Below are 19,433 nucleotides of genomic sequence, written 5' to 3' on the forward strand. Positions count from 1 at the left end.
CAACCGGTTCAGCCGTGTCGCGGAAGGTTTCAAACCAGCTAATGTTTTCTCAAGGGAAACGAAAGTAGCGCATCATGAGTGAGACCACGTCTCTTTACAGCGCCTATCAAGGCAATACCTATCTCTTCGGCGGCAATGCCCCCTATGTCGAAGAGATGTACGAGAACTATCTAGCCAACCCTGGCAGCGTTCCGGACAACTGGCGCGAATACTTTGATGCACTGCAGCATGTGCCGGCCACGGATGGCAGCGATGCCCGCGACGTGCCGCACCTGCCGGTCGTCAATGCCTTTGCCGACCGCGCCAAGCAGGGCCAGACCAAGGTGGTGGTTGCCAGTGCCGACTCCGAACTGGGTCGCAAGCGCACCGCCGTCCAGCAACTGATCGCCGCCTACCGCAACGTCGGTGTGCGCTGGGCCGACCTCGATCCGCTCAAGCGCACCGAGCGCGACAACATCCCTGAACTCGAGCTTTCCTTCTACGGCTTCACCGATGCCGACCAGGAAACCGTGTTCAACACCAGCAATACCTTCTTCGGCAAGGACACGCTGCCCTTGCGCGAGCTGATGAATGCGCTGCGCGAGACCTACTGCGGCACCATCGGCGCCGAGTACATGCACACCACCGACCAGAACCAGAAGCGGTGGTGGCAGCAACGGCTCGAAGGCATTCGCAGCAAACCCAGCTTCAATGGCGACCAGAAGAAGCAGATCCTTGACCGCCTGACGGCTGCCGAAGGCCTGGAGCGCTTCCTCCACACCAAGTACGTCGGCCAAAAGCGCTTCTCGCTCGAAGGCGGCGAAAGCTTCATCGCCTCGATGGATGCCCTGATCCAGGATGCCGGCGCCAAGGGCGTGCAGGAAATCGTGATCGGCATGGCCCACCGGGGCCGCCTGAACGTGCTGGTGAACTCGCTGGGCAAGCTGCCCGCCGATCTGTTCGCAGAGTTTGATCACACCGCACCGGAAGACCTGCCCAGCGGTGACGTCAAGTACCACCAGGGCTTCAGCTCCGACGTGACCACCCCTGGCGGTCCGGTGCATTTGAGCCTGGCGTTCAATCCCTCGCACCTGGAAATCGTGAACCCGGTGGTTGAAGGCTCGGTGCGTGCCCGCATGGACCGTCGTGGTGACCCAGAAGGCCGCCAGGTGCTGCCGGTGCTGGTGCACGGCGACGCCGCCTTTGCTGGCCAAGGCGTCATCATGGAAACGCTGGCGCTGGCCGAGACGCGTGGCTACCACACCGGCGGTACGGTGCACATCGTCATCAACAACCAGATCGGTTTCACCACCAGCGATCCGCGCGACAGCCGCTCTACGCTGTACTGCACCGACGTCGTCAAGATGATCGAATCGCCGGTGCTGCACGTCAACGGCGACGACCCAGAAGCCGTGGTGCTGGCCACCCAACTCGCGCTTGAGTTCCGCATGGAATTCAAGAAGGACGTGGTCGTGGACATCATCTGCTACCGCAAACTGGGCCACAACGAGCAAGACACGCCTTCGCTCACCCAGCCGCTGATGTACAAGAAGATCGCGGCCCACCCCGGCACGCGAAAGCTCTACGCCGACAAGCTCACGGCCCAAGGTCTGGGCGAGACGCTGGGCGACGACATGGTCAAGGCCTACCGCGCCGCCATGGAAGCGGGCAAGCACACGGCCGACCCGGTGCTGACCAACTTCAAGGGCAAGTACGCAGTCGACTGGAGCCCCTACCTGGGCAAGAAGTGGACTGACGCTGGTGACACGGCCATCCCGTTGGCTGAGTGGAAGCGCCTGGCAGAACGCGTGACCACCATCCCTGCATCGGTCACGCCGCACCAGCTCGTGAAGAAGGTCTACGACGACCGCGCTGCCATGGGCCGTGGCGACGTGAACGTGGACTGGGGCATGGGCGAGACCATGGCCTACGCCTCGCTGGTGGCCAGCGGCTACCCGATTCGTCTGTCGGGCGAAGACTGCGGCCGCGGCACCTTCACGCACCGCCACTCGGTCATCCATGACCAGAAGCGCGAAAAGTTCGACGAAGGCATCTACACGCCCTTGCAGAACGTGGCCGACAAGCAGGCGCCCTTCGTTGTCATCGACTCCATCCTGTCGGAAGAAGCGGTGCTGGGCTTTGAGTACGGCTATGCCTCCACCGACCCCAACACCCTGGTGATCTGGGAAGCGCAGTTCGGCGACTTCGCCAACGGCGCCCAGGTGGTGATCGACCAGTTCATCGCCTCTGGTGAAGTGAAGTGGGGCCGCGTCAACGGCCTGACGCTGATGCTGCCGCACGGCTACGAAGGCCAGGGCCCGGAGCACAGCTCGGCACGCCTGGAGCGCTTCATGCAGCTGTCGGCCGACACCAATATGCAAGTGGTCCAGCCGACCACGGCATCGCAGATCTTCCACGTGCTGCGTCGGCAGATGGTGCGCGACCTGCGCAAGCCGCTGATCATCATGACGCCCAAGTCCCTGCTGCGGAACAAGGACGCCACCTCGCCGATCACCGATTTCACGCAAGGTGCTTTCAAGACGATCATCGGCGACAGCCGTGATCTGAAGGCCGACAAGGTCAAGCGCGTCATCGCCTGCTCGGGCAAGGTCTACTACGACCTGGCCAAGAAGCGCGAAGAGAAGGGTGCCGACGATGTCGCCATCCTGCGCGTCGAGCAGCTGTACCCCTTCCCGCACAAGGCATTTGCTGCTGAGCTGAAGAAGTACCCCAACGTCACGGATATCGTGTGGTGCCAGGACGAGCCGCAGAACCAGGGCGCCTGGTTCTTCGTGCAGCACTACATCCACGAAAACATGGCTGATGGGCAGCGTTTGGGCTATTCGGGACGCGCGGCCTCCGCGTCGCCCGCGGTGGGCTATTCGCACCTTCACCAAGAGCAGCAAAAGGCGCTGGTCGACGGTGCGTTCGCCAAGCTCAAGGGCTTCGTGCTGACCAAGTAAGTCCGCACGCCAAGTCCACTCTCCCGATCAAACGAAAGAAATCAAATGGCTATCGTAGAAGTCAAAGTTCCCCAGCTGTCCGAGTCCGTGGCCGAGGCCACCATGCTGCAATGGAAGAAGAAGATCGGCGACGCCATCGCTGCCGATGAAATCCTGATCGAAATCGAGACCGACAAGGTCGTGCTCGAAGTGCCCGCACCGTCGGCCGGCGTGCTGACCGAACTCGTGGTCGCTGACGGCGGCACCGTGGTGTCTGATCAGGTCATCGCGCGCATCGATACCGAAGCCAAGGCCTCGGCTGCGGCACCGGCATCGGCGCCTGCTGCCGCTGCTCCGGCGGCTGCTGCACCGGTCGCCGCCGCGGCAACGTCCAGCAGCAAGGCTGACGTTGCCATGCCCGCTGCCGCCAAGCTGCTCGCAGACAACAAGCTGGCTGTGGGCGATGTCGCCGGCTCCGGCAAGGATGGCCGCGTCACCAAGGGTGATGTGCTGGCCGCCGTGGCCGCGCCCAAGGCTGCGCCGGCTCCGGCCGCCGCACCCAAGGCAGCATTGCCGCAAGTTGCGACGCAGACCGCCAATTTCGCCGAACTGGGCGATCGCCCCGAGCAGCGCGTGCCCATGAGCCGCCTGCGCGCCCGCATTGCCGAGCGCCTGCTGCAATCGCAGTCCACCAATGCCATCCTGACCACGTTCAACGAAATCAACATGGCGCCGGTCATGGAGATGCGCAAGCGCTTCCAGGACAGCTTCACCAAGGAGCATGGCGTCAAGCTCGGCTTCATGAGCTTCTTCGTCAAGGCCGCGGTCCATGCGCTGAAGAAGTACCCGGTGATCAACGCCTCGGTCGATGGCACCGACATCGTCTACCACGGCTACTTCGACATCGGCATTGCTGTGGGCAGCCCGCGCGGCCTGGTGGTGCCTATCCTGCGCAACGCTGACCAGATGAGTTTTGCCGACATCGAGAAGAAGATTGCAGAGTTCGGCAAGAAGGCGCAAGACGGCAAGCTCGGCATCGACGACATGACCGGCGGCACCTTCTCCATCTCCAACGGCGGCACCTTCGGCTCGATGCTTTCGACCCCGATCATCAACCCGCCGCAGTCGGCCATCCTGGGCGTGCACGCGACCAAGGACCGCGCCGTGGTGGAGAACGGCCAGATCGTCATCCGCCCGATGAACTACTTTGCACTGTCCTACGACCACCGCATCATCGACGGCCGCGAAGCCGTGCTGGGCCTGGTCGCCATGAAGGATGCGCTGGAAGATCCGTCGCGTCTGCTGTTTGATATCTAAATCTAACTCACCCTCAGTCTTCGCGCACTTCGTGTCGCTTCGCCAACCCCCTTCAGGGGGCAACACCAGCGGCCCGGCAAAGCCGGTTCCGCGGTGTTTTGCGAAAGACTTCCGACTGGCGCTGGTGACAAGCAAATGAGAGAACGCAATGTCCAAACAATTTGATGTGGTCGTCATCGGCGGCGGCCCCGGCGGCTATGTGGCCGCTATTCGTGCAGCGCAGCTGGGCTTCAATGTCGCTGCGGTTGATGAGGCCAAGAACGCCAAGGGCGGCCCTGCGTTGGGCGGCACCTGCACCAATGTTGGCTGCATCCCGTCCAAGGCGCTGCTGCAGTCGTCTGAGCACTTCGAGTTCTCCCACAAGCACCTTGCCGAACACGGCGTGAAGGTGTCGGGTGTTGAACTCGACCTGCCTACGCTGCTCGGCCGCAAGGACACCGTCGTCAAGCAGAACAACGACGGCATCCAGTACCTGTTCAAGAAGAACAAGATCACCTTTTTCCACGGCCGCGCTTCGTTCGCTGCTGCGAAGGATGGCGGCTACGAGCTTAAGGTCGCTGGCGCCGCAGAAGAAACCATCAGCGCCAAGCACGTCATCATCGCCACCGGCTCCAACGCCCGCGCGCTGCCTGGCACGCCCTTCGATGAGGAAAACATCCTGTCGAACGACGGAGCCCTGCGCATCGGCGCAGTGCCAAAGAAGCTGGGCCTGATCGGCTCTGGCGTCATTGGTCTGGAAATGGGCTCGGTCTGGCGCCGTCTGGGTGCCGATGTGACCATTCTCGAAGGCCTGCCGACCTTCCTCGGCGCGGTGGACGAGCAGGTCGCCAAGGAAGCCCACAAGGCCTTCACCAAGCAAGGCCTGAAGATCGAACTCGGCGTCAAGGTCGGCGAGATCAAGTCTGGCAAGAAGGGCGTCAGCATCGCCTACACCAACGCCAAGGGCGAAGCCCAAACGCTGGATGTCGACAAGCTGGTGGTCTCCATCGGCCGGGTGCCCAACACCATCGGCCTGGACGCCGACAAGGTCGGCCTGAAGCTCGACGAGCGCGGCGCCATTGTGGTCGATGACGAATGCAAGACCAACCTGCCCAACGTCTGGGCGGTGGGCGATGTGGTGCGCGGCCCGATGCTTGCGCACAAGGCCGAGGAAGAGGGCGTTGCCGTGGCCGAGCGCATTGCCGGCCAGCACGGGCATGTCAACTTCAACACGATCCCCTGGGTGATCTACACCAGCCCTGAGATCGCCTGGGTCGGCAAGACCGAGCAGCAGCTCAAGGCTGACGGCGTGGCCTACAAGGCGGGCTCCTTCCCCTTCCTGGCCAACGGCCGGGCCCGGGCGCTGGGTGACACGACCGGTTTCGTCAAGTTCCTGGCCGACGCCACGACCGACGAAATCCTGGGCGTGCACATCGTCGGCCCGCAGGCCAGCGAACTGATCTCCGAAGCCGTGGTGGCCATGGAGTTCAAGGCCAGCGCCGAGGACATCGCCCGCATCTGCCATGCGCATCCGTCCTTGTCCGAAGCCACCAAGGAAGCCGCATTGGCGGTGGACAAGCGCACCCTCAACTTCTGAGGTGGCGGCTCGCATGTCTGTCCGGGAAGCCTATGAGGCCGAGCTGCGTACGCGCGGCTTTGTGAGTGACCCGGCGCAAGAGCGTGCGGTCGATGCGCTGGAGCGCTGCGCGCAGGATTGGGCGGCCTACAAAGAGAAGCGCTCCAGCGCTTTTCGTCGCCTGCTGGGGCGCATCGACATTCCGCGCGGCGTTTACATGTACGGCGGCGTGGGGCGTGGCAAGAGCTTTCTCATGGATTGCTTCTTCAGCGCCGTGCCCTTGCAGCGCAAGGTGCGCCTGCATTTCCACGAGTTCATGCGTGAGGTGCACCGCGAGCTGGCCGGGCTGCAGGGCACGGTCAATCCGCTGGATGTCCTGGGTGAGCGCATTGCCCAGCGCTACCGCCTGATCTGCTTCGACGAATTCCATGTCGCAGACATCACCGACGCCATGATCCTGCACCGCTTGTTGGCGGCGCTTTTCGAGAACGGCGTTGGCTTTGTGACGACGTCGAACTTCAAGCCGGACGACCTTTACCCGGGCGGCCTGCACCGCGACCGGATCTTGCCGGCGATCGAATTGCTCAAGACCCGGCTGGAGGTGATCAACGTCGACAACGGCACGGACTACCGCAGCCGCACGCTGGAACACGTCAAGCTCTATCACACGCCCTTGGGGCCGCAGGCCGACGCGGAGATGGGCGAGGCGTTTGATCGGTTGGCCGAGACCCGGGACGAAGACCCGGTGCTGACCATCGAGGCGCGCCAGATCCAGGCACGACGCCGCGCCGGTGGCGTGGTGTGGTTCGATTTCCGTGCCCTATGCGGCGGCCCGCGCTCGCAGAATGACTACCTGGAAATCGCCACGCAATTCCACACCGTGCTGCTGAGCAATGTGCCGCACATGCCGGTGCGCATGGCCTCCGAGGCGCGGCGGTTTACCTGGCTGGTGGACGTGCTGTATGACCGACGTGTCAAACTCATCCTCTCGGCGGAAGTCCCGCCGGATGATTTGTATACGGAAGGCCCGCTGGCCCATGAGTTCCCCCGTACGGTGTCGCGCCTCAATGAGATGCAGTCGGCGGAATTCCTGGCGTTGGAGCGCCGCACCGTCGACACGAGCCTGACCTGATGAAATATTTGCTGCTTGTTGGCCTGTTCTGCGGCGGCACTGCCATGGCGCAAGTGCCTGCTGATGCCGTGTCCTCGTCTGCCGAAGCGGATGTGGCGCAGGCCAAGCTGCGCAGCATTGAAGAGGCCCGTGGGCAGTTGCAGGCGCGGCAACTGACGGAGCAGACGGCCTGCTATCAGAAATTTGCGGTGAACGACTGCGTGAGCAGCGTCAAGGAGCACTACCGGGTGCCCCTGCGGGAATTGCGCCAGCAGGAACTGGGCGTGCGTGATGGCGAGCGTGCGCGCAAGGAGCGCGAGCGCCAGGTCCGCCTGGAAGAACAGCGCCAGCAGGACCTGCGCAACAAGGAAAGTGCGGCCCAGCGCGCCCAGGGCTCGGCGTCTCCAGAGCAGCGCCAGGCGGATGCCGACCGTCAGCGCCAGGAGCGCGATGCCGCAGCTCCGGGCCAGGCCGAGCGCGCCCGTGCGGAGCGCGCGCAACAGCAGCGCAGCCAGGCTGATGCCGCGGCCTCCCGCGCGCAGCGCGCGGCCGATGCGCCTGAGCAGCGGCGGCGCTTCGATGAAAACCAGCGCGCGGCGGAAGCGCGCCGGCAATCGCTGCAGCGCCGGCTGCAGGAGCAGAAGGACAGCGGCAAGCCGCCGGCGCAACCACTGCCCATCCCACCCTGATCACTGAAAGCACCTTGCGTCGGTTTCTTGCGTAAGGTTTTTCAAGCGAAAAGTGCCTCTAGCCCTTATGTGGCCTGGGCTAGAAGCTATATATTTTGTAGCAATTTGTCTTGCTGGACTTTGGGGCGAGGCTCAGGCCTCGGTGTCCAGCGGCTCCACCTTGATGACGGCCATCGACAGGTTGTCGCCGCTGCCGTGCGAGCGGCTGCGGGCGGTGTCGATCAGCCATTGCACGGCTTCTCGTGGTGCTGAGGTGCTGAGGGCAGTTGCCATCTCGTGTGGGCGCAGGTAGTGCCAGACCCCGTCGCTGCAGGCCATGATCACGTCGCCGGGTTGCAGGCGATCAATGGTGTGGGTGCCCACCGGAGGCTCGGTCTCCATGCCCAGGCAGCCCAGCAAGATGTTGGATTTGGGGTGGCTTTCGGCCTCTGCCTCGCTGATTTCACCGCGGTCTACCAGCGCCTGCACGTACGAGTGATCGACCGTGCGAAAGGCCAGTAGGCGCTTGCGGAAGTGGTAGAGCCGCGAGTCCCCCACGTGCACCCAGTGGCACTCGCCGCGTGGGCTGATCAGGAACGCCGCCAGCGTGCTGTGCGGCTCCTCCTCGGACGAGGTCGCAATCAAGCGGATGACCAGATGCGCTTCGTCTACCAGCTTGCGCAAGAAGGCGGCGGGGTCGTCCTGGGCCGGCGAGTAGCGCTCGAAGAGTTGCCGCGCGGTCAGGATGACCTGGTCGGCGGCCTTGCGTCCGCCGCTGCGCCCGCCCATGCCATCGGCGATCACCCCCAGCAAGCAACCGTGGCTCTGCGCGTGGGGCAGCAGCACGACCTGGTCTTGCTGATAATGGCGGTCGCCCTTGTGGATGCCGGTGGTGCCGACAAGCCGGTAACCTGTATTCATGCTGGTGGTAGATGCGGGCGGAATCGCCTGCGTGCTCGTCCTCTGCTTCCATTATCAAACCAAGCCGTTAGCATCTTTTGGCGGACCTTTCTTGACCCCACTTCCAGAGCCCGCCGTTGCACCGCCTTTGACTGAATGGCCCGCGGGACACGCGCTGGCAGACCTGGTGCCCCAGGTCGCCGAGGTGTTTCACCCAGAGGGGCCCCTGGCACGGGCTGACGACCAGTTCCTGGCGCGACAAGGCCAGACTGACATGGCCCTGGCCGTGGCAGAGACGATCACGCAGGGCGGCGTGCTGGTGGTGGAAGCCGGCACAGGCGTCGGCAAAACCTTCTCCTATCTGGTGCCGGCGATCCTCAGCGGGGAGCGTGCCTTGGTGTCCACCGCCACCAAGACCTTGCAGGACCAACTGTTCCAGCGAGACCTGCCGCGCCTGGTGCAGGTGCTGGGCGTGCCGGTGCGCACGGCCCTGTTGAAGGGGCGGGGCAGCTACCTGTGCCTGCATCGCCTGGAAGGTGCCCGGCAGGCGTCAGCAGATGCAGATCCGTTGGTGGCGCGCGCGCTGGCAAAGGTCGAGCAATGGTCACAGGCCACGCGCACCGGCGACCTGGCCGAGCTGCCCGGCTTGGATGAGCGCTCGCCAGTCATTCCCCTGGTCACCTCCACGCGTGACAACTGCCTGGGCGCGCAGTGCCCGAAATTGCGCGCCTGCCACGTCAATCTGGCGCGGCGCGATGCCCTGGCTGCGGATCTGGTGGTGGTGAACCACCACCTCTTCTTTGCCGACATGGCCGTGCGCGAGTCCGGCATGGCCGAGCTGCTGCCCACGGTGCGGGTCGCGATCTTCGACGAGGCGCACCAGCTCAATGAGACGGGGGTGCAGTTTCTTGGCATGCAGCTCAGTACCGGGCAGTTGCTGGATTTCGCGCGTGATTTGCTGGCCACCGGTTTGCAGCTTGCGCGTGGGCTGGCCGACTGGCCGGGGGCGGGCCGTGCCATCGAGCATGCGGCCCGTGATTTGCGGCTGGCGATAGGCAATGTCGGCGGGCCTGGTGGCAGGCTTCGGTGGTCTGGTGCCGCACCGGACGAGGTGGCGCAGCTCCAGTGGGATGAGGCCCTGCAGGGCGCGTGCAATGCCTGCAAAGCGGCCCTGCAGACGCTGGAGGCGACCCTCGAGATGGCGCCGGATTTCCAGCGGCTGCATGAACGCGGCACGGAGCTGCTGCGCAAAGCCACGCATTTCGCCGAGGCCTGCGGCACGGGTGTCGTGCGTTGGGTGGATGTGGGCGCGCAACTGCGCCTGATCGAGTCACCGCTGGACATCGCGTCCGCGGTCCGTACGCGCTTGCTGCGCCTGCCCGCGGAGGCGGATGAAGCGGCGCAGGGGCCTGTTGCTGCGCCAGCGCAAGGCGATCGGCCGCGGGCCTGGGTCTTTACCTCGGCCACACTGGGCGACGACCCGCAGCTGCGCTGGTTTACCGAGCCCTGCGGATTGGTGGGGGCGGCGCGCATTCTGCGGGTCAGCAGCCCTTTCGACTATGCGGCGCAGGCGGCCATCTATGTACCGTCGTGGTTGCCGCGCCCGGCCGATCCGGGCCATGCCGCCGCACTGGCGCGGTTGTGCGCCGATGCGGCCGAGCGCCTGGGCGGCCGCACGCTGGTGCTGACGACCACGCTGCGCGCCCTGCGCACCATCGGGGATGCGCTGCGGCAGTACTTTGATGCGAGCGGTGCCATCGAGGTGCTGGTGCAGGGAGAGTGGCCTAAGCGGCGCTTGATGGAGCGTTTTCGCGAGGGCAGCAGAGAGGGCGCGCGTGGTTGCGTGCTGGTCGCGTCGGCCTCGTTCTGGGAGGGCGTCGACGTGCCGGGTGATGCATTGCAGCTGGTGGTGATCGACAAGTTGCCGTTCCCACCGCCGAATGATCCCTTGGTCGAGGCCCGCAGCCATCGACTGGAGGCGGCTGGGCGAAGCGCGTTTCGCGACTATTCGATACCTGAGGCAGCGGTGGCGCTCAAGCAGGGCGCCGGGCGCTTGATACGCCGCGAAACGGATCGCGGCATTCTGGTCGTGGGCGACAGCCGGCTCACCACCATGTCCTATGGGCGCCGGCTACTGGCCGCGCTGCCACCAATGCGGCGCCTGGATTCGGATGAAGCTTTTTATGCGGAGCTGGAGTCGCTCACCACACCTTCCACCAAGGATCCGTACTTCCCTTGAAGCCGCGCGTCAGGTATTCGCTCTTCGGGTAGTTGCTGTCGAGTACGCGGCGCGTGTCGTCCCGCAACTGCGCCATGCCAAGCGCATCGTACGAGCGCATCAGGATATAGAGCGCTTCTTCGATGGCGGGCACGTCGCGGTAGTCGGATATCGCGATTTGGGCGCGATTGATGGCAGCCACATAGGCGCCCCGACTGAAGTAGTAGCGCGCCACATGTACTTCGTACAAAGCCAGCGAATTGACGATGTAGGTCATGCGCTGGCGCGCATCCGGGGTGTAGCGCGAATCCGGAAAGCGCGTGCTCAGTTCGCGGAAGGATTCAAAAGAGTCCTTGGCGGCCTTCTGGTCGCGCTCCGAGAGGTCTTGCCGGGAGATGAACGAGAACAGCCCCAGGTTGTCGTTGAAGTTGACCAATCCCTTGAGGTAGAGCGCGTAGTCCAGCGCCGGGCTGGCCGGGTGGAGCTTGATGAAACGGTCAAGCGTCGCCAGCGCCTGGGCCTGCTCGCCGCCCTTGTACTGGGCATAGGCCTTGTCAAGCTGGGCCTGCTGGGCGAGCGCAGTGCCGGCGGCACGCCCTTCGAGCTTCTCGAACAGGGGCACAGCCTTGTCAAAGGAGCCGGAATTGAGTTCGTCCTTGGCTTCCGAATAAATCCGGTTGGGGCTCCAGCCTGCGGTTTTGTCCTCGACGGTACTGGAGCAGCCTGCTAGCAGACCCGCCAGAAGGGCTACTGCGAGCATGGGCTGAACCGATAATTTCACTCGACGCATCACGGAAGACCTTCTTGAGAAAAACCTCTCCGATTATATCGACCCCCCTTTTGCCGACCGGTTTCGAAGATGCCCAGGAGGAGGCGGGCGATCCAGGCCCGGAAAGCGAAACGCGCCGCGTGGTCGTTTCCGAGGACCTGCACGGGCAGCGCGTAGACCGCGCCCTGGCGCTGGCCGTGCCCGAATTTTCCCGCAGCTATCTGCAGCAGTTGCTGGCTGCGGGAGGGGTGCAGAATAACGGCGTGCCGGTCCTCAAGGCGGCAGCCCGTGTCCGTGCGGGGGATGCCCTGCAGGTCGAACTGCGCCCGACGCCGCAAAGCCAGGCGTTCCGTCCGGAAAGCCTGCCGCTCGACGTGGTTTTTGAGGATGAGCACCTGCTGGTGGTGAACAAGGCGGCGGGCTTGGTGGTGCACCCGGCGCCCGGCAACTGGAGTGGCACGCTGCTCAATGCCCTGCTGGGCCGAGATGCTGGCGCGGCCCTGTTGCCGCGCGCTGGCATCGTGCACCGACTGGACAAGGATACGAGTGGCCTGATGGTCGTCGCGCGCAGCCGTGCCACCATGGATGCCCTGGTGCAGGCTATTGCCGCACGCGAGGTCAGCCGCCAGTACCTGGCCCTGGCCCACAAGGCCTGGGTCGGGGCCGTGACCCGGGATGTCGAGGCGCCCATCGGCCGTGATCCGCGCAACCGCCTGCGCATGGCGGTGGTCGATCTGGCGTCGCATGCCGGCAAAACTGCTCGTACCACGGTCAAGCTGCTGCAGAACGCGGCGCAGGGCTGCTGGCTGCGCTGCACGCTGCATACCGGGCGCACACACCAGATTCGCGTGCACCTGGCATCCATCGGCCATCCGCTGGTGGCCGATACGGTCTATGGGGGTGTGCCGGCCGCGGGTTTGACGCGGCAGGCGCTGCACGCCTGCCGTCTGGCGTTTCAGCATCCGGTCACGGGCGAATCGCTGGTCTTTCGGGCTGCGCCTCCCGCAGATATGCAGCAGGCCCTTGCCGAGTGGGGGCTGGATTACAATCCAGACTAACGCCGAGCACTGGTCTTGCCACGTGCGGCCGTTCGCGCAAGATGTGGCCAGGGCACCCGACCCGATGCCCTGGCGGCTTGTAAAGCTCTCCGTCCATCGCCTTTCGACCCCTACGCACCAGTGCCCTTTTGCGCACGGCGTGCGTTCATCCGGACCGACGACCCATGAATACGGCGGATGCCAAACGCATCCTCGAAACCGCTCTGATCTGCTCGCAGCAGCCGTTGGCTCTGCGTGAGTTGCGCGTGCTGTTCGACGATGCCATCGGCGCTGATACGGTGCGCCAGTTGCTGGAAGATCTGCAATCCGACTGGGTGCAGCGTGGTGTGGAGCTGGTTCAGGTGGCCAGTGGCTGGCGCTTTCAGAGTCGTCCCGCCATGCGGCCCTACCTTGACCGCTTGCACCCGGAAAAACCGCCGCGCTATACCCGTGCGGTGCTGGAAACGCTGGCCATCATTGCCTATCGTCAGCCAGTCACGCGCGGCGACATCGAGGACATTCGTGGGGTCGCGGTCAACAGCCTGGTGCTCAAGCAGATCGAGGATCGTGGCTGGATCGAGGCCATCGGCCACCGGGATACCGTTGGCCGGCCCGCACTTTTTGCGACGACGCGGCAGTTTCTCGACGATCTGGGGATTGCCTCGCTGGATCAATTGCCTTTGGCTGACAGCGCTGCCGCAGAGGAGGCGATGCGTGCAGCCCTTGGTGGTGCCGATGCCAATGGGCAGGCGGCACTTGCTATCGACGGGAGTGATGTTGAGGCGGCTCCCGCTGCGCACGCTGATGAGCCCGCGTTGCCCGTGGCCGACCCGATGCCGGCCTTGCCACCCCTTTCCAGCGATGCTTCCGAGCCCGCTCCTGACCAATCCTCTTCTCCCAACGCCGTATGAACGATTCCACTCCCGACGACCAGTTGCCGCCGGAACACAAAGGCCTTGCGGCCGAGGCTGCATCTGAGCCAAACGACGCCAGCGGCGTGCCGGTTGCAGGGGCGGTGAAGGCCGTCGCGGCGGCGGCGCCAGCGGGCCTGCCTGCTGCAATCAACTTTGACGATGTGGTCTCTGGCAAATTCGATGCGGAGGAGGGCGATGCAGAGGTGTTGCTGCCCGCCAAGCGGGTCCTCGCGCCACAGCAGGAGACGCCGAAGCTGCACAAGGTCCTGGCCCAGGCTGGCTTGGGTTCGCGCCTGGAGATGGAGCAGCTCATCCTCGAGGGGCGGATTTCCGTCAACAACGAGCCGGCCCATGTCGGCCAGCGCATCCAGTACGGCGACCAGGTCAAGGTCAATGGCAAGCCGATCCGCTTTCGCATCGATCCGCCGCCGGCTCGTGTGATTGCCTATCACAAGCCAGTGGGCGAGGTGGTCACGCATGATGACCCGCAGAACCGCCCGACCGTGTTTCGCAAGCTACCGCGCCTGCAGCATGGCAAGTGGCAATCGGTTGGCCGGCTTGATCTGAATACCGAAGGTTTGCTGCTTTTCACCAGCTCGGGTGAGCTTGCCAACCAGTTGATGCATCCCCGCTTCGGTCTGGAGCGCGAATACGCGGTACGCGTGCTGGGCGCGCTCAGCAATGACGAAAAGCAGCGCCTGCTCGACGGTGTCTCGCTGTCGGATGGCAAGGCGCAGTTCGGCAGCATTGAGGATGGCGGTGGCGAGGGGTCCAATTGCTGGTATCGGGTCACGATCTCCGAAGGGCGCAACCGTGAGGTGCGTCGCATGCTGGAGGCGGTCGGGCACGCGGTCAGTCGCCTGATCCGCATCCGCTACGGCGCCATGCTGCTGCCGCGCGGGCTCAAGCGCGGAGCTTGGATGGAGCTGGACGAGCGCGATATTGACGCTCTGATGCGGGCGGCTGGCGCTGAGCGGCGCGAGCCTCAGGTTGCAGCGCCTGGCGGTCGTGGTGGAAATGACCGCAACCGCCGGGAGGGTGGTCCGCGCGGCGCGGGTCTGCCGCCCGCAGCAGGGGCCGGTGGGGGTGCCCGCTTTGCAGGCAAGGGTAAGGCCGGAAAGCCTGCGCGCGGTGGTGATCGGCAGGACGCTGGGGGCGCCAGTCAACCGGATCCGATGAAGACCTCGGTGGGCTATATCGGGGCCGATAGCTTTGCCCGGCAGCGCCAGGGCGGGCGGCAAGGTGGGCCCGCAGGCGGCGGTGGCGGTGGTTTTCGCCGCGGTGGGCGAGGGCGTTAAAGCGCTGTAAGCCCTCGTCGTGAGCGGTATTGCGCCAGTCCGAGCAGCTCGACAGCAATGTCGCAGGCTAAAATAGACGGCTTTGTCCAATAGGGCAAAAATTTCAAGTATCCAGTAGGAAAATTTCAGCAATGGCAATCGAACGCACCCTCTCCATCATCAAGCCCGACGCCGTGGCCAAGAACGTCATCGGCCAGATCGTGTCCCGCTTTGAAGCCGCCGGCCTCAAGGTTGCCGCAGCGCGCCTGGTGCAGCTCTCCCGCGCAGAAGCAGAACAGTTCTACGCCGTGCACAAGGCCCGCCCGTTCTTCAAGGACCTGGTGGACTTCATGATCTCCGGCCCGGTGTTCGTGCAAGTGCTCGAAGGCGAAAACGCCATCCTGAAGAACCGTGACCTCATGGGCGCCACCGACCCGAAGAAGGCCGAGGCCGGCACCATCCGTGCCGACTTCGCCGATAGCATCGACGCCAACGCCGTGCACGGCTCTGACGCTGCTGAGACTGCTGCTGTTGAAGTCTCCTTCTTCTTCCCCTCGCTGAACGTTTACAGCCGCTAAGGGCGGCTATCGCTTGCATGACGGTCAACCTACTCGACTTCGATCTGGAAGGGCTGGCCGCCTATTGCGAGCGGTTGGGGGAGAAGCGCTTTCGCGCCACGCAGCTGTTCCGCTGGGTTCACCAGCGCGGGGCAGCAGACTTCAGCCAGATGACCGATCTGGCCAAGTCGTTGCGCGAAAAGCTGCAGGGCACAGCCGAAGTGCGTGCCTTGCCAGTCGTAGCCGAGCACGTATCGGCGGACGGCACCATCAAATGGCTATTTGATGTCGGCGCCGGTGACGCGGTCGAGGCCGTGTTCATTCCCGAAGACGACCGCGGCACTTTGTGCGTATCGTCTCAGGCCGGCTGCGCGGTGAACTGCCGCTTCTGTTCTACCGGTCACCAGGGGTTCAGCCGCAATCTGTCCACCGCAGAAATCGTGGCGCAGCTCTGGTATGCCGAGCACTTCCTGCGCAAGCGCCGCAACACCAGTGAGCGAGTCATCTCCAACGTGGTGATGATGGGCATGGGCGAGCCCTTGCAGAATTACAGTGCCCTGGTGCCAGCTTTGCGAACCATGCTGGACGACCATGCCTATGGCCTTTCGCGGCGGCGGGTGACGGTGTCCACCTCGGGGGTGGTGCCCATGATGGATCGCCTGGCCGAGGATTGCCCAGTGGCCTTGGCGGTATCGCTGCATGCGCCCAACGATGCGCTGCGGGACAATCTTGTGCCGCTCAATCGCAAATACCCGATTGCCGAGCTGCTGGATGCCTGCAATCGCTATCTGGTGCACGCACCGCGCGATTTCATTACCTTCGAATACTGCATGCTCGATGGCGTGAATGACCAGCCCGAGCATGCCGAGCAGTTGATCCAGCTCGTGCGCAAGCACGCCGGGCGTGGCGTTTCCTGCAAATTCAACCTCATTCCCTTCAATCCATTCCCGGCTTCCGGCCTGCTGCGCTCGCCTGCGCCGCGTGTGGTGGCATTCGCCAAAGCGCTGAGTGATGCTGGTATTGTTACCACCGTGCGCAAGACCCGGGGGGACGATATCGATGCTGCCTGTGGCCAGTTGGCCGGAGACGTCAAGGACCGTACCCGCGTGGGTGAGCGCATCGCACGGCAACGTACCGTGATGCTCATGCCGGCCAAGTTTGTGGCCGGCACCACCAAGGAGGTTTGAGATGACGTGTGCAGTGCGCCTGTCGAGGGCTGGGCGGGCGTTCGGGGGCGTGGTGTTGGCGCTATGGGTTTGCGCCTTGCTGCAAGCCTGTGCTGGCCGATCTGGCGGCGCTGCGGGGGGCGGTGATGCCGCCGCGGAGCGTCAGGATCTGGTCACTGCCTCCGATGAGAAACCCGAACGGCGCCGCGCGCGCATCCGGCTTGAACTGGCGGCCAGTTACTTCCAGGGCGACAAGGCCACCATTGCCCTTGATGAGATCAAGCAGTCGCTGGTGGCTGACCCGACCTATGGCGAGGCCTACAACCTGCGTGGCTTGATCTACATGCGGCTCGGCGATTTCGACTTGGCCGAGGACAGCTTCAAGCGCGCCGTGCTGCTCAACCCGCGGGATGCGGATGCCATGCACAACCATGGCTGGCTGTTGTGTCAGCAAAAGCGCTATGCCGAGGCCGACGTGCTGTTTAGCCAGGCTGCTGCGCAGCCGACGTATGCCGACAAGGCAAAAACCCTGATGACGCAAGGCCTGTGCGAGGTGCGCGCCGGCCAACTCGCGCTGGCGGAGCAGACATTGGCAGAGTCCTACAAGCTCGATCCAGGCAATCCGATCACAGGCTATACGCTGGCCAAGCTGTTGTTCCAGCGGGGCGAGGCTTCGCGGGCGCAGTTCTACATGCGACGAATCAACAACAGCGACTACGCGACGGCAGAGTCGCTGTGGCTGGGAATCAAGGTGGAGCGTGGGCTTGGCGACCAGGTTGCCATGGGACAGCTAGGCGACCAATTGCGCAAGCGTTTTCCCTTGTCGTCCGAGCGTGCGGCCCTGGATCGTGGAGCGTTCAATGAGTGAAGACGTGCAGATGCAAACTGAGGCTGTTCTGGCGCCTGGCGCGCAGTTACGCCAAGTGCGAGAAGCCGCAGGCGTGCACATTGCGGCGCTGGCGGCGGCCTTGAAGGTCCCGGTGGCCCGGCTGGAGGCCATCGAAGCCGACCGTTTTGATCTGCTGCCGGATGCCGCCTTTACCCGGGCGCTGGTGGCCAGCATCTGCCGGCTGCTGCGGGTTGAGTCAGCGCCGATCCTGGCTCAGTTGCCAAGGGTGGGGGCAGGGCGTCTGGCTGACGACGTACGGGCGCTTTCGGGCAATATTCCCTCGGCGACCGGCCGCAAGGCTGGGTTGTCGCAGCAGTTTCCGCGTCCGCTGTTGTGGGGTGTGCTGCTCTTGCTGCTGGCGGCGGCGGCGCTCATGCTGCTGCCCCAGGCCACCATGCATGGCTGGGTGGACGCGCTGCGTGAGCGCATGGGTGCAGAACACACAGAAGCCGAGGTGCAGGCGCCCGTCGCGCCGCCGGTGGAGCCGGCCGCACCAGCGGATGTCGGCGGCACTGCAGCCCAGCCTGCACTCGCCGCTGTGCCACCTGTCGTGCCCGACAAGCCGCCGGCGCAAGCCGCCGCAGCTCCTGTGGGCGCGGGCGTGCCCTTGTCTCTACACGCACGGGGGGAGTCCTGGGTAAAGGTGACGGATGCGCGTGGCACCGTCGTGCTGCAGAAGACCCTTGCAGAGGGTGAGTCGCAGGACGTGACCGGTGTATTGCCCCTGTCCGTCATCGTGGGGCGAGCCGATACCACCGAGGTGCAGGTGCATGGCCAGCCGTTCGATCTGGCACCCATTGTGCGCAGCAATGTGGCGCGCTTCGAGGTGAAATGAATATGACCGTGATGTCCCCTGCCGGCGCCTTGCCGGTTGCCGTTGCGCAGCCGCTGCCACGGCATTCGCGGCAGGCGCGTGTGGTCTGGGGGCCGCGTGTGGTCACGATTGGCGGCGATGCGCCCGTGCGCGTGCAGTCCATGACCAATACCGATACGGTCGACGCTATTGGTACCGCCATCCAGGTGAAGGAGCTGGCGTTGGCCGGCTCCGAGATGGTGCGCCTGACGGTCAACACGCCAGAGGCCGCTGCGCAAGTGCCCTATGTGCGCGAGCAACTCGACCGCATGGGCATTGATGTGCCGTTGATCGGTGACTTTCATTACAACGGCCACCGCTTGCTCACCGACTACCCGGCTTGCGCCGAGGCCCTGTCCAAATACCGCATCAACCCCGGCAACGTGGGCAAGGGCGACAAGCACGACAAGCAGTTCGGCCAGATGATCGACGCCGCCATGCGCTGGAACAAGCCGGTGCGCATCGGTGTGAACTGGGGCAGCCTCGATCAGGAGTTGCTGGCCGACCTGATGGACATCAACAGCCGGCGTGCCACGCCCTGGGATGCCAAGCAGGTGATGTACGAGGCGCTGATCACCTCGGCCATCGATTCCGCCAAGCTGGCCGAGTCGATGGGCATGGACGGCAGCCAGATCATCCTGTCGTGCAAGGTCAGCGGTGTGCAAGATCTGATTTCGGTCTACCGTGAACTTGCCCGTCGCTGCGACTATCCGCTGCACCTGGGCCTCACCGAAGCCGGCATGGGCACCAAGGGCACGGTGGCGTCGGCCACGGCGTTGTCGATCCTGCTGCAAGAGGGCATTGGCGACACCATCCGCGTGTCCCTGACGCCGCAACCCGGTGAGTCGCGTACGCAAGAGGTGGTGATCGCCTCTGAAATTCTGCAGGCGCTCGGCCTGCGCATCTTTGTGCCAAGTGTCACCGCCTGCCCCGGCTGCGGCCGCACCACCAGTACCACCTTCCAGGAATTGGCCAAGCAGATCGACGACTACCTGCGCCTGCAGATGCCGTTGTGGCGCAAGAAATACCCGGGCGTCGAGGCACTGAAAGTGGCCGTGATGGGCTGCATCGTCAATGGTCCAGGCGAGAGCAAGCACGCTGACATCGGCATCAGCCTGCCGGGTACCGGCGAGGCCCCGGCGGCGCCGGTGTTCATCGACGGCGAGAAGGCACTTACCTTGCGTGGCGACAATATCGCCAACGAGTTTCACCAGCTCGTCGAAAACTACATTGAAAAGCGCTTCGGTGGCGAACACGCCGTCGCGGCCTGATACCTCCAGA

The 19,433-nt window shown here is 64.4% G+C and carries 16 protein-coding genes; 14 read left to right on the forward strand and 2 right to left on the reverse strand.

Annotation, left to right across the window (positions count from 1 at the left end):
* The first annotated feature begins 74 nt into the window (after positions 1–74).
* From AAFF27_11225 to AAFF27_11245, 5 genes are all read left to right on the forward strand, one after another.
* A complete protein-coding gene (locus AAFF27_11225) occupies positions 75–2,942 on the forward strand; it encodes a 2-oxoglutarate dehydrogenase E1 component (GenBank protein ID XAH25720.1) in 2,868 nt (955 codons plus the stop codon).
* A gap of 45 nt (positions 2,943–2,987) precedes the next feature.
* A complete protein-coding gene (gene odhB, locus AAFF27_11230) occupies positions 2,988–4,238 on the forward strand; it encodes a 2-oxoglutarate dehydrogenase complex dihydrolipoyllysine-residue succinyltransferase (protein XAH25721.1) in 1,251 nt (416 codons plus the stop codon).
* A 148-nt stretch (positions 4,239–4,386) separates the two neighbouring features.
* Positions 4,387–5,814 (forward strand): dihydrolipoyl dehydrogenase, encoded by a 1,428-nt coding sequence (gene lpdA / locus AAFF27_11235; protein ID XAH25722.1) that lies wholly within the window; start codon positions 4,387–4,389, stop codon positions 5,812–5,814.
* Positions 5,815–5,827: 13 nt separating this feature from the next.
* The gene (zapE, locus tag AAFF27_11240; GenBank protein XAH25723.1) at positions 5,828–6,925 is read left to right on the forward strand and encodes a cell division protein ZapE; all 1,098 of its coding nucleotides are present in this window, start codon (positions 5,828–5,830) and stop codon (positions 6,923–6,925) included.
* Entirely contained in the window at positions 6,925–7,593 is a 669-nt protein-coding gene (locus AAFF27_11245) for a hypothetical protein (protein XAH25724.1), read from the forward strand. The genes zapE and AAFF27_11245 overlap by 1 nt, the downstream gene beginning before the upstream one ends.
* 132 nt (positions 7,594–7,725) lie before the next feature.
* On the opposite strand, the gene AAFF27_11250 is transcribed toward AAFF27_11245, so the two are convergent.
* Positions 7,726–8,493 (reverse strand): protein phosphatase 2C domain-containing protein, encoded by a 768-nt coding sequence (locus AAFF27_11250; GenBank protein XAH25725.1) that lies wholly within the window; start codon positions 8,491–8,493, stop codon positions 7,726–7,728.
* A gap of 253 nt (positions 8,494–8,746) precedes the next feature.
* Here AAFF27_11250 and AAFF27_11255 point away from each other — a divergent pair, with 253 nt between their 5' ends.
* Positions 8,747–10,711 carry an ATP-dependent DNA helicase gene (locus AAFF27_11255; protein ID XAH26214.1) on the forward strand — a complete coding sequence of 655 codons (1,965 nt, stop codon included), beginning with the start codon at positions 8,747–8,749 and terminating at the stop codon, positions 10,709–10,711.
* Here the strand turns inward: AAFF27_11255 and AAFF27_11260 are convergent.
* Positions 10,674–11,480 carry an outer membrane protein assembly factor BamD gene (locus AAFF27_11260; protein XAH25726.1) on the reverse strand — a complete coding sequence of 269 codons (807 nt, stop codon included), beginning with the start codon at positions 11,478–11,480 and terminating at the stop codon, positions 10,674–10,676. The genes AAFF27_11255 and AAFF27_11260 overlap by 38 nt on opposite strands.
* A gap of 50 nt (positions 11,481–11,530) precedes the next feature.
* Here AAFF27_11260 and AAFF27_11265 point away from each other — a divergent pair, with 50 nt between their 5' ends.
* The 8 genes from AAFF27_11265 (at position 11,531) to ispG (ending at position 19,423) form a co-directional block, all read left to right on the forward strand.
* Positions 11,531–12,517 carry an RluA family pseudouridine synthase gene (locus tag AAFF27_11265; protein XAH26215.1) on the forward strand — a complete coding sequence of 329 codons (987 nt, stop codon included), beginning with the start codon at positions 11,531–11,533 and terminating at the stop codon, positions 12,515–12,517.
* Positions 12,518–12,681: 164 nt separating this feature from the next.
* Positions 12,682–13,407 carry an SMC-Scp complex subunit ScpB gene (gene scpB, locus AAFF27_11270; protein ID XAH25727.1) on the forward strand — a complete coding sequence of 242 codons (726 nt, stop codon included), beginning with the start codon at positions 12,682–12,684 and terminating at the stop codon, positions 13,405–13,407.
* Entirely contained in the window at positions 13,404–14,708 is a 1,305-nt protein-coding gene (locus AAFF27_11275; GenBank protein ID XAH25728.1) for a pseudouridine synthase, read from the forward strand. The genes scpB and AAFF27_11275 overlap by 4 nt, the downstream gene beginning before the upstream one ends.
* Before the next feature lie 131 nt (positions 14,709–14,839).
* Complete coding sequence (gene ndk, locus AAFF27_11280; protein XAH25729.1) at positions 14,840–15,265, forward strand: nucleoside-diphosphate kinase; 426 nt, start codon at positions 14,840–14,842, stop codon at positions 15,263–15,265.
* A gap of 17 nt (positions 15,266–15,282) precedes the next feature.
* Positions 15,283–16,431 carry a 23S rRNA (adenine(2503)-C(2))-methyltransferase RlmN gene (rlmN, locus tag AAFF27_11285; protein XAH25730.1) on the forward strand — a complete coding sequence of 383 codons (1,149 nt, stop codon included), beginning with the start codon at positions 15,283–15,285 and terminating at the stop codon, positions 16,429–16,431.
* A 1-nt stretch (position 16,432) separates the two neighbouring features.
* Entirely contained in the window at positions 16,433–17,278 is an 846-nt protein-coding gene (gene pilW / locus AAFF27_11290) for a type IV pilus biogenesis/stability protein PilW (protein XAH25731.1), read from the forward strand.
* 10 nt (positions 17,279–17,288) lie between these two features.
* Positions 17,289–18,134, forward strand: coding sequence for a helix-turn-helix domain-containing protein (locus AAFF27_11295; protein ID XAH26216.1), 846 nt, complete (start codon positions 17,289–17,291; stop codon positions 18,132–18,134).
* An 11-nt stretch (positions 18,135–18,145) separates the two neighbouring features.
* Positions 18,146–19,423 carry a flavodoxin-dependent (E)-4-hydroxy-3-methylbut-2-enyl-diphosphate synthase gene (ispG, locus tag AAFF27_11300; protein XAH26217.1) on the forward strand — a complete coding sequence of 426 codons (1,278 nt, stop codon included), beginning with the start codon at positions 18,146–18,148 and terminating at the stop codon, positions 19,421–19,423.
* Positions 19,424–19,433: the final 10 nt, after the last annotated feature.

Source organism: Xylophilus sp. GW821-FHT01B05, from assembly GCA_038961845.1.
Taxonomy (GTDB): Bacteria; Pseudomonadota; Gammaproteobacteria; order Burkholderiales; family Burkholderiaceae_C; genus Xylophilus.